Source organism: Amycolatopsis sp. NPDC024027, assembly GCF_040638975.1.
Taxonomy (GTDB): Bacteria; Actinomycetota; Actinomycetes; order Mycobacteriales; family Pseudonocardiaceae; genus Amycolatopsis.
The window spans coordinates 176793-193172 of record NZ_JBEZYY010000018.1 but is presented as its reverse complement, the minus strand read 5'-3'; the positions used below and the strand labels follow the sequence as shown (position 1 = coordinate 193172).

General features: G+C 72.1%; 13 protein-coding genes. 8 read left to right on the top strand and 5 right to left on the bottom strand.

Annotated elements, in window-relative coordinates; all coding sequences use genetic code 11:
* Window positions 1–1230 carry a dTDP-4-dehydro-6-deoxyglucose aminotransferase gene (locus AB0F52_RS35920; RefSeq protein ID WP_360180622.1) on the bottom strand — a complete coding sequence of 410 codons (1230 nt, stop codon included), beginning with the start codon at window positions 1228–1230 and terminating at the stop codon, window positions 1–3.
* A gap of 237 nt (window positions 1231–1467) precedes the next feature.
* Here AB0F52_RS35920 and AB0F52_RS35915 point away from each other — a divergent pair, with 237 nt between their 5' ends.
* The 3 genes from AB0F52_RS35915 to AB0F52_RS35905 all read left to right on the top strand — a co-directional run bounded on the left by AB0F52_RS35915 (window position 1468) and on the right by AB0F52_RS35905 (window position 5583).
* The gene (locus tag AB0F52_RS35915; protein ID WP_360180620.1) at window positions 1468–2097 is read left to right on the top strand and encodes a DUF998 domain-containing protein; all 630 of its coding nucleotides are present in this window, start codon (window positions 1468–1470) and stop codon (window positions 2095–2097) included.
* 184 nt (window positions 2098–2281) lie between these two features.
* Complete coding sequence (locus AB0F52_RS35910; RefSeq protein WP_360180712.1) at window positions 2282–3472, top strand: thiolase family protein; 1191 nt, start codon at window positions 2282–2284, stop codon at window positions 3470–3472.
* Window positions 3472–5583 (top strand): 3-hydroxyacyl-CoA dehydrogenase NAD-binding domain-containing protein, encoded by a 2112-nt coding sequence (locus AB0F52_RS35905; protein WP_360180618.1) that lies wholly within the window; start codon window positions 3472–3474, stop codon window positions 5581–5583. The genes AB0F52_RS35910 and AB0F52_RS35905 overlap by 1 nt, the downstream gene beginning before the upstream one ends.
* Here the strand turns inward: AB0F52_RS35905 and AB0F52_RS35900 are convergent.
* Window positions 5580–6008, bottom strand: coding sequence for a hypothetical protein (locus AB0F52_RS35900; RefSeq protein ID WP_360180616.1), 429 nt, complete (start codon window positions 6006–6008; stop codon window positions 5580–5582). The genes AB0F52_RS35905 and AB0F52_RS35900 overlap by 4 nt on opposite strands.
* 68 nt (window positions 6009–6076) lie before the next feature.
* On the opposite strand from AB0F52_RS35900, the gene AB0F52_RS35895 reads away from it, so the two are divergent.
* Window positions 6077–7612, top strand: coding sequence for a twin-arginine translocation signal domain-containing protein (locus AB0F52_RS35895; protein WP_360180614.1), 1536 nt, complete (start codon window positions 6077–6079; stop codon window positions 7610–7612).
* The gene (locus AB0F52_RS35890) at window positions 7606–8706 is read left to right on the top strand and encodes an alpha/beta hydrolase (RefSeq protein ID WP_360180612.1); all 1101 of its coding nucleotides are present in this window, start codon (window positions 7606–7608) and stop codon (window positions 8704–8706) included. Before AB0F52_RS35895 ends, AB0F52_RS35890 begins: the two co-directional genes overlap by 7 nt.
* A 97-nt stretch (window positions 8707–8803) precedes the next feature.
* On the opposite strand, the gene AB0F52_RS35885 is transcribed toward AB0F52_RS35890, so the two are convergent.
* From AB0F52_RS35885 to AB0F52_RS35875, 3 genes are read right to left on the bottom strand one after another with little or no spacing between them, the layout of a single operon-like run.
* The gene (locus AB0F52_RS35885; RefSeq protein WP_360180610.1) at window positions 8804–9928 is read right to left on the bottom strand and encodes a HAMP domain-containing sensor histidine kinase; all 1125 of its coding nucleotides are present in this window, start codon (window positions 9926–9928) and stop codon (window positions 8804–8806) included.
* Window positions 9925–10602, bottom strand: a complete 678-nt coding sequence (locus tag AB0F52_RS35880) for a response regulator transcription factor (protein WP_034284338.1) — start codon at window positions 10600–10602, stop codon at window positions 9925–9927. The genes AB0F52_RS35885 and AB0F52_RS35880 overlap by 4 nt, the downstream gene beginning before the upstream one ends.
* Window positions 10603–10637: 35 nt before the next feature.
* Complete coding sequence (locus AB0F52_RS35875; protein WP_360180608.1) at window positions 10638–12185, bottom strand: PucR family transcriptional regulator; 1548 nt, start codon at window positions 12183–12185, stop codon at window positions 10638–10640.
* A 62-nt stretch (window positions 12186–12247) separates the two neighbouring features.
* Here AB0F52_RS35875 and AB0F52_RS35870 point away from each other — a divergent pair, with 62 nt between their 5' ends.
* The 3 genes from AB0F52_RS35870 to AB0F52_RS35860 are packed head-to-tail and all read left to right on the top strand — an operon-like array spanning window position 12248 to window position 16270.
* On the top strand, window positions 12248–13693 hold the full coding sequence (locus tag AB0F52_RS35870) for a sodium:solute symporter (RefSeq protein WP_360180606.1): 1446 nt from the start codon (window positions 12248–12250) through the stop codon (window positions 13691–13693).
* Complete coding sequence (gene speB, locus AB0F52_RS35865; protein WP_360180604.1) at window positions 13686–14630, top strand: agmatinase; 945 nt, start codon at window positions 13686–13688, stop codon at window positions 14628–14630. Before AB0F52_RS35870 ends, speB begins: the two co-directional genes overlap by 8 nt.
* On the top strand, window positions 14627–16270 hold the full coding sequence (locus AB0F52_RS35860) for a thiamine pyrophosphate-binding protein (RefSeq protein WP_360180602.1): 1644 nt from the start codon (window positions 14627–14629) through the stop codon (window positions 16268–16270). The genes speB and AB0F52_RS35860 overlap by 4 nt, the downstream gene beginning before the upstream one ends.
* Window positions 16271–16380 lie beyond the last annotated feature (110 nt).

Below are 16380 nucleotides of genomic sequence, written 5' to 3'. Positions count from 1 at the left end.
TCAATCCTCCCGGCGATGGTCCGAGGCGACGTTCTCCTTGTTCTCTCGCCGTCGCCAGCGCTCACGGACGGTCCGCCCCTCGGTGACGGCCAAGCGGATCACGCCGCAGACCCGCCGGATGTCTTCGGCGGTGGTTCTCGTGCCGGTGGGAACGGCCAGCACGCTCTTGGCCAGAGCCTCGGTGTGGGGCAACCCGACCGGGTTCTCGGTGCGGTAGGGCTCCAGCTCGTGGCACGCGGGAGAGAAGTAGCGCTTAGTCACGATCTTCTCGGCCGCGAGCAGCTCTTGCAGGAGATCCCGCCCGATTCCGGTGACGCTCTCGTCGATCGTCACGATGACGTACTGGTAGTTGTTGCGCTCGCGGCGATCGAACTCCACCAGGCCCACCCCGGGCAGTTCGTCCAGCTCCGCCCGGTAGAGCTCGTAGTTCTCCTCGTTCCGCCGGGCGGCTTCGGGGAGTGCGTCCAGGGACGTCAGCCCCATGGCTGCGCCGGCTTCGCTGAGTTTCGCGTTCGTCCCGCCCGCCTCGTGCCCGTACGGTCCGATGCCGAAGTTGTGCAAGGCCCGGATCTGCCCCGCGAGTTCGTCGTCGTCGGTGACGACGGCGCCGCCCTCGAAAGCGCTGACGACCTTCGTGGCGTGGAAGGAGAACACTTCGACGGCACCGAACCCGCCCACCGGGCGACCGGAGAAGCTGCACCCGATCGCGTGGGCGGCGTCGAAGAACAGCGGAACTCCCCGCTCGGCCGCCAGCTTTTCCAGATCGTCGACGGGGCACGCGCGACCCCAGAGGTGGACCCCGAGGATGGCCGCGGTGCGTTCGGTCAGCACCGCTTCGACTTGGGGAACGTCGATGCACCCGGTTTGCGGGTCGACATCGCAGAACACCGGCTTCAGGCCGAGCCACCGCATGGCGTGCGCGGTGGCCACGAAGGTCATCGACGGCATGACGATCTCGCCGGTGAGCCTCGCCGCGCGCGCGTAGAGCTGGAGAGCGGCGGTGGCGTTGCAGGTCGCCACGCAGTTGCGCACGCCTGCGAGATCGGCGACCCGCTCTTCGAACTCCTGGACGAGCGGACCGCCGTTGGACAGCCATTGGTTGTCCAACGCCCAGTTCATCCGGTCGAAGAAGCGCCTGCGATCGATGTTGTTCGGCTGACCGACGAGGATCGGATTCAGGAACTCCGGGCGTCCGCCGAACACGGCGAGATCGCTTACCGAACGTTTCAACTTGTCTCCCGGGAGTGCTTCTCATCGCCGGCGGAACGGCTGACGCTCTCGGTGTCCGTTCTCGGCTGAAGGTGTCCCCCAACATAGGCACGCGCGTCACCGGCGGTGGCCGGATGCCGGGCTTGTGTGGGACTTTCCCCAGTAACGATCAGCCGAGAAGTTGGACAACTCCGCGATAACAAGCCTCATCCGTGGGCACTTGGACGCCGATCACCCCAGTGACCCCCGGAGGCGGCCATGACCACGGCGACCACATCCCCGCAGAACACCCTCGTCCACTCGTACCTGTTCCTCCGGCGCGCCATCGGGCTCATCGGCCTGGCGCTGCCGTTCGTCCTCATCCTCGGCAAGCAGCTCGTCCAGGGCGGCGACCTGATCGGCTCGCTGAGCGGCTACTACTACACCGACCTGCGGGACGTCCTCGTCGGCGCCATGTGCGCGGTCGGGGTGTTCCTCCTCGCCTACTACGGCCACGACTTCGTCGACAACGTCGCCAGCACGGTCGCCGGGCTGGGCGCGATCGGGCTGGCGCTCTTCCCCACCACTCCGGACCACGACGTGACGGCCTGGGACCGCACCTCCGGCGTGCTGCACTGGGTCTTCGCGGCCGTGTTCTTCCTCGCCCTCGCCTACTTCTGCCTCCGCCTGTTCCCCCACGACGGCGAGCAGCCGCCCGGCACCGGCGTCGTCTACCGCGTCTGCGGAGCGGTGATCCTCGCCTGCTTGGTGCTCATCGCGGTGACCAAGGCGCTCGGCCTGCTGCCGGCGCTGCTGCCCGCGTTGTGGCTGGAGGCCGTCGCGGTGGAGGCGTTCGGCGTCGCCTGGCTCGTGAAAGGACAGACTCTGGAACCCAAGAGTGTGCGGTAGCCCACTCGACCGGGCCACACCACTGGTTACCGGTGGGTAACAAGGGCTATCGTGCGGCTGTGACAACCGGGGCTCCGCCCCGGGCCGGGGGCTCCGCCACCCGGGCCCCCTGAGAACCAAATGTCTACTGATGGAGCTATTCGTGGCCGCACCAGCAACGCCGCTCGCGCCGACCGCGCGGGGCGTGCGAAACGTCGCCTTCGTCGAGGGGGTCCGCACCCCCTTCGGCAAGGCCGGCGACAAGGGCATCTACGCCGGGACCCGCGCCGACGACCTGGTCGTCAACGCCATCCGTGAGCTGCTGCGGCGGCACCCCGAACTGCCGCCCGAGCGCGTCGACGAGGTGGCCATCGCCGCCACCACCCAGACCGGCGACCAGGGCCTGACCATCGGCCGCACCGCCGCGCTGCTCACCGGCCTGCCGAAGTCCGTCCCCGGCTTCGCCATCGACCGCATGTGCGCCGGCGCGATGACCGCCGTCACGACCGCCGCGTCCGGCATCGGCTTCGGCGCCTACGACATCGCCATCGCCGGCGGCGTCGAGCACATGGGCCGCCACCCGATGGGTGAAGGGGTCGACCCGAACCCGCGGATCATCGCCGACAAGCTCGTCGACCCGACCGCGCTCGTCATGGGCCAGACCGCCGAGAACCTGCACGACCGGTTCCCCGCGATCACCAAGCAGCGCACCGACGCCTACGCCGCGCGCAGCCAGGAGCGCTACGCCGAGGCCGTCAAGACCGGCAAGATCGGCCCCGAGCTGGTCCCGGTCGCCACCCGTTCGAAGGAGCTGGGCTGGGGCCTGGCCACCGAGGACGAGCCGCCCCGCCCGGGCACCACGCTCGAAACCCTCGCGAACCTGAAGACGCCGTTCCGGCCCTTCGGCCGGATCACCGCGGGCAACGCGGCCGGCCTCAACGACGGCGCGACCGCGTCACTGCTCGCCGACGAGGAAACCGCCCGCGAGCTGGGCCTGCCGGTCGCCATGCGGCTGGTCGGCTACTCCTTCGCCGGCGTCGAGCCGGAGGTCATGGGCATCGGCCCGGTGCCGGCCACCGAGAAGCTGTTCAAGCGCACCGGCCTGACCATCGACGACATCGGCCTGTTCGAGATCAACGAAGCCTTCGCCGTGCAGGTGCTGGCCTTCCTCGACCACTTCGGCATCGACGACGAAGACCCGCGCGTCAACCAGTGGGGCGGCGCGATCGCGTGCGGCCACCCGCTGGCGTCGTCCGGCGTCCGGCTGATGACGCAGCTGGCCCGCCAGTTCGCCGAGCGCCCCGACGTGCGCTACGGCATGACGACGATGTGCATCGGCATCGGCATGGGCGGCACCGTGATCTGGGAGAACCCGGCGTTCGAGGGGGCCAAGTAATGACTTTCACCGCTGAAGCAGCGAAGGCCGCGTTCCCGGACGAGGTCGTCACCGAGGCGAAGACCCGGCTGGTCAAGGTGCCGGGGCTCGCCAAGCCCGTCGCGCTGATCACGCTCGACAACGGCCACGACCACACCCGGCCGAACACCTTCGGCCCGCAGGGCCTGGTCTCGCTGAACACCGCGCTGGACAAGGCGTTCGAGGCCGAGCCGGCCGCGATCGCCGTCACCGGCAAGCCGTTCATCTTCGCCGTCGGCGCCGACCTGTCCGGCGTCGAATCGGTGAGCGACCCCGAGCTGGCGCGCGAAATCGCCCAGACCGGGCACGACGTGTTCCGCCGCCTGACCGAGTCGAAGATCCCGACGTTCGGGTTCGTCAACGGCGCGGTCATGGGCGGCGGCCTGGAGCTGGCGCTGTCCTGCCACTACCGGACGCTGTCGGAGAACACCGCCGCCATCGCGTTCCCCGAGGTCTTCCTCGGCCTGTTCCCGGGCTGGGGCGGCACGCAGCTGCTGCCGAACCTGATCGGCGCGGACGCCGCCGTCACGGTGATCATCGAGAACGCCCTGGCGCAGAACAAGATGCTCACCGTCAAGCAGACGGCCGAGCTCGGCATCGTCGACGCCGTCTTCGGCTCGGCCGACTACCTCGAGCAGTCGCTGCTGTGGCTGGCTCGCGTGGTCAACGGCGAGATCACCCCGGATCGCCGCGAGATCGACCGCGGTTCGGCGTGGGACGCGGCCATCGCCCGCGCGAAGTCCATCGTGGACGGCCGCACGCACGGCGCCTCGCCGGGTGCGACCAAGGCCGTCGAGCTGCTGGAGCTCGCGAAGGAAAACGATTTGGACCGCGGCTACGCGGCCGAGACCGACGGCCTCGCCGAGCTGCTCATGTCCGACGTCCTGCGCGCCGGGCTGTACTCGTTCAACCTGGTCAACAAGCGCGCCAAGCGCCCGGCCGGCGCGCCGGACAAGTCGCTGGCCCGCAAGGTGAACAAGGTCGGCATCGTCGGCGCCGGCCTGATGGCCAGCCAGCTCGCGCTGCTGTTCGTGCGCCGCCTGAAGGTGCCGGTCGTGCTGACCGACGTCGACCAGGAACGCGTCGACAAGGGCGTGGGCTATGTCCACGCCGAGATCGACAAGCTCCTGGCCAAGAAGCGCGTCTCCCCGGACGGCGCGAACCGGCTCAAGGCCCTGGTGACCGGCTCGCTGGACAAGGCCGCGTTCTCCGACGCCGACTTCGTCATCGAAGCCGTGTTCGAGGAGCTGGGCGTCAAGCAGCAGGTGTTCGCGGAGCTGGAGCAGCACGTCAAGCCCGAGGCGATCCTGGCGACGAACACCTCGTCGCTGTCGATCACCGCGATGGCGTCGAAGCTGCAGCACCCCGAGCGGGTCGTCGGCTTCCACTTCTTCAACCCGGTGGCCGTGCTGCCGCTGCTGGAGATCGTCCGCGGCGAGCAGACCGACGACGCGGCCCTGGCGACGGCGTTCTCGGTCGGCAAGCAGCTGAAGAAGTCCAGCGTGCTGGTGAAGGACGCCTCGGCGTTCGTCGTCAACCGGCTGCTGCTGCGCTTCCTCGGCGAGGTGCTGGTGACTGTCGACGAGGGCACGCCGTTCGAGGTCGCCGACTCCGCGCTCGAGCCGCTCGGCCTGCCGATGACGCCGCTGACGCTGATGCAGCTCGTCGGCCCGGCCATCGCCCTGCACGTCGGCGAGACGCTGCACGAGTCCTTCCCGGACCGGTTCACGGTGTCCGACAACCTCGCCGAGTTCGTCAAGGCGGGCAAGAAGGGCGTCTGGATCTGGGACGCCCAGGGCAACGCCTCGGTCGACCCGGAGGTCGCCGAGCTGTGGACGCAGGGTGACCAGCCGGCCACCTCGGAGCAGGTGCGCGAGCGGGCGCTGTCCGCCATCGCCGAGGAGATCCGGATCATGCTCGACGAGGGCGTGGTCGCCGAGGCGCAGGACATCGACCTGTGCCTGATCCTCGGGGCGGGCTGGCCGTTCTGGAACGGCGGCATCACGCCGTACCTGGACCGCTCCGGCGTCTCCGAGCGCGTGAACGGCAAGCCGTTCCTCGCGCCGGGCGTGGCTTCGGTCCCGGCTCGCTAGTACTCGCCCTCTCGGGGGCACTTCGGCGGCGGCGCAGTGAGCTTCAGCTGCGCCGCCGCCGCGTCCGAATCGATGACCGACACCCGCTCGGCGCTCCGGTAGCGGGCGTGCAGCTCCCGCGCCCACGCCTTCAGGTCGGTGCCCGGGACGGCGAGCAGCGAGACCGACGGCGGGTCGACGAACACCCGCCGGACCTTCGGGTCGCCGCGGAAGGACGGCACCGCGGCCCGCATGTCCTCTTCGGACGAATAGGTCACGACGACCGCCGCGCAGAGCGTGTGCCCGGCCAGCGGAGCCGGGTTCCGGTCCACCGGCAGCTCCGGCGGCCGGACGAGCGCGGCGATGAAGAACGCGAGCCCGACGCCGGCGGCCAGAGCCAGCGCGATCACCGGCGGCAGCACCCGGGCCAGGGGTTTCTCCTCCACACCGAAGATCACAGCACAGTTGGCCGCCGGGACACCGCCCGTTCACCCCGGCGGCTTAGCGTCCCGCCGTGACCACCGACAGACGCCGGTTCCTCAAGGGCGCCGGGCTCGCGGCCGCCGCCGCGGGCGTGCCCCTCCCGGCCGCCGCTTCCGCCGACCTCGACCTGAGCCGGGTGTGCGGCCGCTACCAGTGGCTGGTGGGCGACCACCACACGCACAGCCAGTACTCGTACGACGCGATGTACCGGATCGACCAGATCGCCGCCGGCGGGCGGGCGCACGGCGCGGACTGGATCGTCTTCACCGACCACGGCCACGCCGAGCACGAGAAGGTGTCGGTCGAGCCCACCGAAGCCGACTTCCTCGCCGCCCGGCGGAAGTACCCGGACCTGCTGCTGTGGCACGGGATGGAGTGGAACGTCCCGGGCGCCGAACACGCCACCGTCTTCTTCCAGGCCGGTTCGGCGCAGGCGGCCAAGCTGCGCGAGTTCGAGCGGAACTTCGACTGGCGGCTGACGAACTCGGAGGCGTCGAGCCCGGCGAACGAAGCCCTCGCGCTCCGGGCGTTGCGCTGGCTCGCTTCGGAAGAGCAGGCGCGGCGGATCCACGCCCCGGTCGTGCTGATCAACCACCCGCTGCGCAACGGCCGCGTCGCCCCGCACGAGCTGCGGGCCTACCGCGACGCCGCGCCGGGCATCGTCATCGGCATGGAAGGGGCGCCCGGCGCGCAGGCGGACGGCTTCCCCAAGCCGCTCGGCACCGGCGGCGCGCGCGGTGGCTACGCCAACAGCCCCGGCGCCAACTCGTGGCCCGGCTTCCCGGCCGAGGCGTACCGGACGCACGGCGGCTGGGACTGGGCGACGGCGAAGGTCGGCGGCCTCTGGGACTCGCTGCTCGCCGAGGGGAAGCCGTGGTGGATCACCACGAACTCCGACTCGCACTACAACCGCGGCGACACGCTGGTCCGGCCGCAGGTGGCGGACGACTGGTACGACACGCACGGCAGGTTCCCCGACCCGCTCGACACCGGCACGCCGCAGCTGCTGGCGCCGTACGCGGACTTCTACCCGGGCGAGTTCAGCCGCACGTACGTCGGCGTCACGCGGCGAAGCCTCGAAGGCGTCCTGGACGGCCTGCGGGCCGGGCGGATCTGGCTGTCGCACGGCGGTCTCGCACAGGACCTGCAGGTCGGCGCGTACGGCGGTGGTTCGTCGGTGACGCTGGGCGGCCGCCTGCGGGTGCGGCGGGGGTCGGACGTCACGGTCGTGGTGTCGGCGCGGCTGGCATCGCGGCCGAACGGCGGCGGCTCGGTGCCGCGGCTGGCGCGCCTGGACGTCGTCGCGGGCCCGGTCACCGGCCCGGCCGCCGACCGCGACACGATGACCGCGCCGGGGACGCGGGTCGTGGAGTCGTTCGAGCCGCGCTGGGCACCGGGGCGGCAGGTCGTCTTCCGGCACACCTTCCGGAACGTCCGGGAACCGTTCTACCTGCGCGTCCGGGGGACGAACGGCGTTTCCGAGCCCACACCGGACATCATCGGGCAGGCAAACCCCTTCGAGGACTTGTGGTTGTACGCGAACCCGATTTTCGTGGACCTGTGCTGAATGGACTGAGCCGCCGGCTGCTCGTGCGGTCGATCATGGCCGGGCTGCGGTGGCTGCTGCGCCTGCCGTCGCCCGTGCTGCGCGTGCTCGCGGGCCGGCCGGTGGTGGTGGACGGCCGCCAGCCGGTCCTCACCGCCCGGGTGCTCATGCGGGTGGCGCGCTTCGCGCCGTTCGACGCGCCGCACCACAACGGGAGCCTTTCGCGGGCCCGGACCGAGCTGAACCTGGCGGGCGCGCTCGCCGGCGCCGGGATCTGCCCGGGCGTCCGGACCAGCGACGCTTCGTGGCCCGGGCCGGGCGGCCCGCTGCCGCTGCGGCTCTACGAACCGGCCGGCGTCCCGGCGCCCGGTCCGGCGATCGTGTACTTCCACGGCGGCGGGTTCGTGCTCGGCAGCCTCGAGACGCACGAAGGCGCGTGCCGGCTGCTCGCCGAAGAAGCCGGGGTGCGGGTGGTGTCGATCGGCTACCGGCTCGCGCCGGAACACCCGTTCCCCGCGGCGGCTTCGGACGCGGTCGCGGCGTTCGCCCACGTGGCTTCGCACGCGGCGGAGTTCGGCGTGGACCCGGCCCGGCTGGCGGTGGGCGGCGACAGCAGCGGCGGCAACCTGGCCGCGGTGGTCTCCCACGCGGCGGCCCGCGGCGAGCTGCCCCGGCCGGCGTTCACCCTCCTGCTCACCCCGGCGACGGACGCCCTCGGCGAGTCGGCGTCGCACCGCCGGTTCGGCTCGGGCTTCCGCCTCGACCGGGACGAATGGGCCTGGTACCGCGCGCAGTACGTGCGCGACCCGGCCCGGTACCGCGACCCGCGGGCCTCGGTCCTCTACGACGAAAGCCTCGACGGTCTCCCCCCGACGTTCGTGGCCACCTGCGGCTTCGACCTCCTCCGCGACGAAGGCGAGGCCTACGCGCACCGGCTCGCCGCCGCCGGAGTCCCCCTGGTCCACCGACGCCACGAAGGCCAGCTCCACGGTTTCGCCAACCGAGTAGGCATCGACCCGGACGCCCGCGCAGCCATGCTCCACGCCGCCGGAGTCCTCCGCGCCGCCCTAGCCCTCACCCCACCCCGTGACCCGCCGGGCATCTCCCGTGATTGAAGGGGCATCTCGCGTGTCTGGAGGGGCATCTCGCGAGATGCCCGCTCAATCACGTGAGATGCCCGGCCAATCACGCCAGATGCCTGTTGGCGCTCGGTCAGTGGGCCGGGAGGTGGACCGTGACGCCGAGGCCGCCGCCCACGATCGGCTCGGCCGTCACCGTTCCGCCGTGCGCCGCCACCGCGGCCCGGACGATCGACAGGCCCAGGCCGGCGCCGTGGCGGGCCGTGCGGGCCACCCCGGCGCGGCGGAACGGCTCGAACAGCTCCGGCACCGCCGCCGGGTCGACCAGGCCGCCCGAGGAGCGGACGCGCAGCATCGACCACCGCGGCCCCGGCTGCGTCACGACCTCGAGCCAGCCACCCTCGACGTTGTGGCGGACCGCGTTCTCCAGCAGGTTGCCCGCGATCCGCTCCAGCAGCGCCGGATCGCCGAACGCGGACGCCGGCGGCGTCGTGAACGACGCCCGGATCCCGCGATCCTCGGCTTCGCGCCGGACCGCGCGCCACGCCCGGTCGACGACCACCGCGAGGTCCACCGGCTCGTGCACCCCGAGCCCGGCGGCGTCGGTGCGGGCCAGCAGCAACAGGGAGTTGACCAGCTGCCCGGCGCGCTCGGTCGCGTCGCGGACCACCCCGCCCATCCGGCGCAGCTCGGCTTCGTCGGCGTCGTCGTCGGACAGGGTGACGTCGAGTTCCGTGCGGATCACCGACAACGGCGTCCGCAGCTCGTGGCTCGCGTTCGCGACGAAGTGGCGTTGCGCGTCGAACGCGGCCTGGAGCCGGTCGAGCATGTCGTCGAACGTGCCCGCCAGCTCGGCCAGCTCGTCGCGGGAGCGGACCTCGCCGATCCGCTCCCCCAGCGACTCGACCGACAGCCGCCGCGCGGTGCCGGTGATCTCGCGCAGCGGCAGCAGCACGCGGGAGGTGAACGTCCAGGCGAGGATCGCCGCCGCCGCGACGACCAGCAGGAACGCCAGCGACCCGAACAGCAGCATCCGGTCGCGGGCGTGCACGCGCAGGTGCTCGGCGAGCGTCGAGGCGTCGACCTCGACGCCGTCGACGACCACTGTGCTGCCCGGCGGCATCCGCGGGACGGCGTCGAGCGAATCCCGCACCAGCGTCCAGGCCAGCCAGAGCAGCAGCAGGCTGACGGCGGCGACCAGCACGGTCGCCAGCAGGGTGATCCGGGCGCGGAGGCTGCGGGTGCCCGGCAGGTTCACGCGCGCGAAGCGCCGGGCTCCGGCACCCGGTACCCGGAGCCGACCACCGTCTCGATGATCCCCGGCTCGCCGAGCTTCTTGCGCAGCGTCATCACGGTGACCCGGACGGTCGTGGTGAACGGGTCGGCGTTTTCGTCCCAGACGCGTTCGAGCAGCTCCTCGCTGCTGACGACGGACCCGGCGGCCTGCAGCAGGACCTCGAGGACGCCGAACTCCTTGCGTGTCAGCTCCACCGGCCCGCTCGCGCGCCGGACGGTCCGCTTCGCCGGGTCCAGCTCGACGTCCCCGGCGGTGAGCAGCGGCGGCGCGGCCGGGGTGGCCCGCCGGCCCAGCGCCCGCACCCGCGCGACCAGCTCGGGGAAGGCGAACGGCTTGGCGAGGTAGTCGTCGGCGCCGAGCGAAAGCCCCTCGACGCGGTCGGACACCGAGCTGCTCGCGGTGAGCATCAGCACCCGGGTCAGCTCCCCGGACGCGACGATCTCCCGGCACAGCTCGTCACCGGACATCCCGGGCAGGTCCCGGTCCAGCAGCACGACGTCGTACCGCGTGACGGCGGCCTTCTCGTGCCCGTCGTCCCCGGTGAGCGCGACGTCCACCGCCATCCCCTCGCGGCGCAGGCCACGAGCGATCGCATCGGCCAGGGGTTCTTCGTCCTCGACTACCAAAACTCGCACCAGCCCACAATCCCATATTTTCCTGAGAGTGCCCTTTAAGGACTGTGTGTGACCGGTGAGAGCCAGCGCAGCGCGAACCACAGCCGCATCCGGACCTCCGGGTCCGCCAAGTCGACCCCCATTGCCTTCTCCACCTGCGCGATCCGGTGCCGGACGCTGTTGCGGTGGACGCCCAGCTCCGCGGCCGTCGGTTCCCAGGCGCCGTGGTGGGCCAGCCACGTCCGCAGCGTCGGCACCAGTGACCGGTCCCCCGCGCGGTCCAGCGCCACCAACGGCTCCAGCGCCTTCGCCGCGAACTCCCGGGAAGCGTCCGGGTCCAGCAGCGCGTCGAACTCCAGCGGCCCTCTGCCGGCCGCGATCGGCCGGCCGAGGGCGAGCGCCCGCGAAAGCAGCAGCTCCACCTCGGCCCAAGCCGAGGCCGCCCGGGAAGCGGGCACCGGCGAGCCCACCGCGGCCAGCCAGCCGTGTTCGCGCAGGTCCTCCAGCACCGGCAGCGACACCGCCCCGGCGACGGCCACGAAGGACGGCCCGGGCCGCACCGAGACCAACGGCGTGTCCAGCCGCGCGCGCAGCCAGTCCGGGCGCTGGGCCACCTCGCCGGGGCCACGCCGGTACGCGGCCCCCGCGACCAGCCGGACGGTCTCCGAGCCCAGCAGCGACCGGGCCACTTCCCCCGGGGACGTCCGGCCGAGCAGCAGGCCGGTGGCCGCGGCGCCCAGCTCGGCCGCGTCCGAGCCCGCGCGGCCGACCAGGCCGAGCAGGGCCGCGCCGACGGCGAGGATCGCCCGCTCGGCGCCGTCGAGCCGCCGCGACCGGCCGACGACCACCAGGTGCGAAGCCGTGGCCTGCGGGTACGCCGGCTGGACGACGACGAACCCGCCGGCGAGCTCGGTGGTCGCGCTCCGGATCCCGCTGCCCGCCCGCACGGTCGCCATCAGCTCCCGCACCGGGAGCGGCAGCGGCGAAGGCGCGTCGTGCGCCGAGGCAAGCACGTCCCCGGCGCCGACCAGGGCGACCCAGGACCGCAGCACCGCCGCCAGCGAGGACGTCAGCTCGCCGAGTCCGCCACCCGCGGCGCGCGTCAGCGTCTCGCGCGCCGCGGTGATCCGCCGCTGGTCCCGCTGCCCGGCCTCGGTCAGCGCGACCGAGACCGCCCGGTTGACCGCCAGGAACGGCGTGCGCGCGGGCACCACCAGCAGCGGCAGCCCGCGCCGCGCGCACGCCCGGCGCAGGGGCTCCGGCAGGGTCTCGTGCACCGTCGGGGTGAGGCCGAACCCCAGCGCCGTCACGCCGGCGTCGCGCAGGCCGCGCACGTACCGGTCGAGCTGCTCCGGCAGGTTGACTCCAGCCGTGAGGATCAGCTCGCCGCCCACCAGGTAGGGCGCGGGGTCCTGCAGCTCACTGACGTGGGCCCAGCGCACCGGGGCGTCCAGCGCGCCCGGCCGCAGCGTCTCGGGGACGACGTCGAGCGCGAGCTCCCGGTTGCCGAGCACGTCCCGTAACGGGACATTCACCTCCGTGGGCGAAAAATCCGGGATCGTGGCCATTTCGTCCCCGCTGAAGTCGACTTGGGGACGAATCATCCCATGCCGGAGAGGTGGCGGGCGAACCTACGGTGACCCGAAACCGACGTGAGGAGGACACCGTGACCGGCGACTACGCGGTGATCGCGCTGTACATCGCGGGCATGCTCGGGGTCGGCTGGTACGGCCTCCGGCTCGCGAAGACGAAGTCCGACTACCTCGTCGCCGGCCGGCGGCTGGGCTGGTTCATGTACTCCGGCACGATGTCGGCCGTCGTCCTCGGCGGCGCGTCCACCGTCGGCGGGGTGAAGCTCGGCTACACCTACGGCATCTCCGGCATGTGGCTGGTGGTCAGCATCGGCGTCGGCATCCTCGTGCTGCACGCGCTGTTCGCCCGGCGGCTGGTGCGGCTGAAGGTCTACACCGTCGGCGAGATGCTCGACCTGCGCTACGGCGGCCGCACCAGCGCGGTGTCCGGCGTCGTCATGTGGGGCTACACCCTGATGCTCACGGTGACCTCGACGCTGGCGTTCGCGACCATCTTCAAGGTGCTGTTCGACCTGCCGAACTGGGCCGGGATCGCGGTCGGCGGCTCGATCGTCGTCCTCTACTCGGTGCTCGGCGGCATGTGGTCGATCACGCTCACCGACATCGCCCAGTTCGTCATCAAGACCATCGGCATCCTGGCGATCCTGCTGCCGGTCGCGATCAGCTCGGCCGGCGGCTTCTCCGGCATGAGCGAGAAGCTCGACGCGAGCTTCTTCAGCTTCACCTCGATCGGCACCGACACGATCATCACCTACTTCGTCATCTACACCTTCGGCCTGCTCATCGGCCAGGACATCTGGCAGCGCGTGTTCACCGCCCGCACGCCCGCGATCGCGACGTCCGGCGGCATCACCTCCGGCGTCTACTGCCTGGTCTACGGCCTGGCCGGTGCGCTGATCGGCACCGCCGCGCACGCGCTCTACCCGGACATCGCCAGCGCGCAGGACGCCTTCGCGACGATCGTCGAGCGGCTGCTGCCGACCGGCGTCCGCGGCCTGGTCCTGGCCGCCGCGCTCTCGGCGATGATGTCGACGGCGAGCGGCGCGCTGATCGCCTGTTCCACCACGACGACGTCCGACCTGCTCACCAAGCTGGGCCTGCAGAAGGGCGACGAGGTCAGCCGCAACCGGCTGGCCACGCTCGTGCTCGGCCTGCTGGCCATCGGCATCGCGATGATCGTCGACGACGTCGTCAACGCGCTCACCATCGCCTACGACATCCTGGTCGGCGGCCTGCTCGTCGCGATCATCGGCGCCCTGTTCTGGAAGCGCGGCACCCGGCAGGGCGCGTACGCGTCGATGGTGGCCGGCACGCTCTCGGTCATCGCCTTCATGATCATCGACGGCGTCGACGCCAACACCCCGATCTACTGGGGCCTCGGCGCGAGCCTGATCGTCTACTTGGCGGTCAGCTTCGCCACCCCCCGCACTTCCGAGACCATCCTCTCCGTCTGGACCCGCCGCCTGAGCGGCGAGGAAACACCCCTCTCGAACCGGGAACAGGAGCCCACCAGTGCCTAACATCGGACCCCTCGACTCGTCGCGCATCCCCCGGTTCGCCGGCTTCGCGACCTTCGCGCGGCTGCCGCGGATCGACCAGGTCGAGCGTGCCGACGTCGCCGTCGTCGGGGTGCCCTTCGACTCCGGGGTGTCCTACCGGCCCGGCGCGCGGTTCGGCCCGGCGGCCGTCCGCGAGGCGAGCCGGCTGCTGCGGCCGTACCACCCGGAGCTGGACGTCTCGCCGTTCGCCGAGAAGCAGGTCGTCGACGCCGGGGACATCGCGGTCAACCCGTTCGACATCGGCGAAGCGATCGAAACGCTGCAGCAGGAAGCCGAAGCGCTGCAGGCGGACGGGACGCGGCTGGTGACCGTCGGCGGCGACCACACCATCGCGCTGCCGCTGCTGCGGGCCGTGGCCAAGAAGCACGGACCCGTTGCGCTGCTGCACTTCGACGCCCACTTGGACACGTGGGACACCTACTTCGGCGAGCCGTACACGCACGGCACGCCGTTCCGGCGGGCGTCGGAGGAAGGGATCCTCGACACGAGCGCGCTGTCGCACGTCGGGACACGCGGGCCGCTCTACGGCAAGCGGGACCTCGAAGAGGACCGGCGGCTCGGCTTCGGCATCGTCACCTCCGGCGACGTCCTGCGCCGCGGCGTCGCCGAGACCGTCGACGCGCTGCGGCAGCGCATCGGCGACCGCCCGCTGTACGTCTCGGTCGACATCGACGTGCTCGACCCGGCCCACGCGCCCGGCACCGGCACGCCCGAGGCGGGTGGGATGACCAGCCGCGAGCTGCTGGAGATCCTGCGCGGGCTGCGCGACCTCAACCTGGTCGGCGCGGACGTCGTCGAGCTCGCGCCGGCCTACGACCACGCCGAGATCACCGCCATCGCGGCGTCCCACGTCGCCTACGACCTGGTGAGCCTGCTGACCTTGGGGAAGGGCGAATGACGCGCATCGGCGGCGACGTCGTCGTCGAGACCCTGCGGGCGCTGGGCGCCGACACCGTGTTCGGCCTGCCGGGCCAGCACGCGCTGGGCCTGTTCGAGGCGCTGCGGCGGGCCGACGACGTGCGGGTGATCAGCGGGCGGGTCGAGAACAACCTCGCCTTCGCCGCCGACGGGCACGCCCGCGCGCGGCTCGCGGCGGCCCCGGACGGCCCGGTGCCGGTGACGCCGCTGGTCGTCTCGACCGGCCCGGGCGCGCTGCTGACGCTGGCTTCGCTGCAGGAGTCCCGCGCGGCTTCGGTGCCGGTGCTCGGGATCTCCAGCCAGGTCCCGGTCGCCGGCCTCGGCGGTGGGCGGCACGGCTACCTGCACGAACTGCCCGACCAGCAGGCGAGCTTCCGGGACGTGGTGAAGTCGGTGCACGTCGTGCGCCGCGCGAGCCAGATCCCGACGGCGCTGCGGGAGGCGTGGACGTCGGCCGCGACCGCGCCCTACGGCCCGGTGTGGGTCGAAATCCCCCAGGACGTGCTGCTCGGGCCGGCCGGGCTGCCGCCGATCACGTCGGTGCCGGCCGCTCCCCCGGCGCTGGAACCGCTGCCGGAACTGGTCACCGAGGCCGCACAGCTCCTGGCGGCGGCGTCGAACCCGGTGATCCTCGCCGGCGGCGGCGCCCTGCGCTCGGGCGCGCACGCGGAGCTGCTGGCCTTGGCCGAGGCGGTGCGCGCACCGGTGATCTCGACCTTCGGCGGCAAGGGTGTGTTCCCGTGGGACCACGAGCTGTCCGGGCGGTCGTGGCTGGAGGACTGGCACACCACGGAGTTCCTCGCCGCCGCCGACGTGCTGCTCGTGCTCGGCTCCGGCCTCGGCGAGCTGTCCAGCAACTACCGCGAGTTCGCGCCGCGCGGCCGGGTGATCCAGGTCGAGGCCGACCTCGGGAAGCTGGAGTCGAACTACCCTGGTCTGGGCCTGCACGCCGACGTCCGGCGCACGTTGCAGGCGCTGCTGGAGCGGGTGCCGATGCGGGCGTCCGACGGCCGGGCCGAGCAGGCGGTTTCGGGGTTGCTCGCGCGGGTCGAGTCGCGGTTGGACGCCCAAGACCTCGCCGTCGAGCGGAAGCTGATCGACGACATCCGGGCCGCGCTCCCCGACGGCACCCAGACGTTCTGGGACATGACGATCGCGGCGTACTGGGCCTGGTCGGCGTGGAATCCCGAGGGCGCGCCGATCCACACCGCGCAGGGCGCGGGCGGGCTGGGTTTCGGGCTGCCGGGCGCGCTCGGCGGCGCCGTCACCGGTGCTCCCACGCTCGCCGTGTCCGGGGACGGCGGCGCGATGTACGGCGTCGCCGAGCTGGCCACCGCGGTGCAGCACGGCCTCGACGTCACATGGCTGATCATCGACGACGGCGGCTACGGCGTCCTGCGCGAGTACCTCACCGACGCGTTCGGCCAGACGACGGCCACGGAGCTGTCCCGCCCCGACTTCGTGGCGTTGGCGTCGTCCTTCGGCGTCCCCGCCCGGCTCTCCTCTTTGGACAAGGTGGGCACGGACCTGGCCGATGCGTTGCGGACACCGGGCCCGTCCGTCGTCGTCCTCCCCGCCGTGCTGAAGCTGTTCGCGCCGACCCACCTGGAGCAGGCATGACCCGCACGCTCGACCTGACCGACCCGGCGACGGGCGATGTGTTCGCACCAGTCCCATCGCGCGCAGTCCGATGTGGACGCGGCACTCGAATCGGCCGCGCAAGCGTTTGC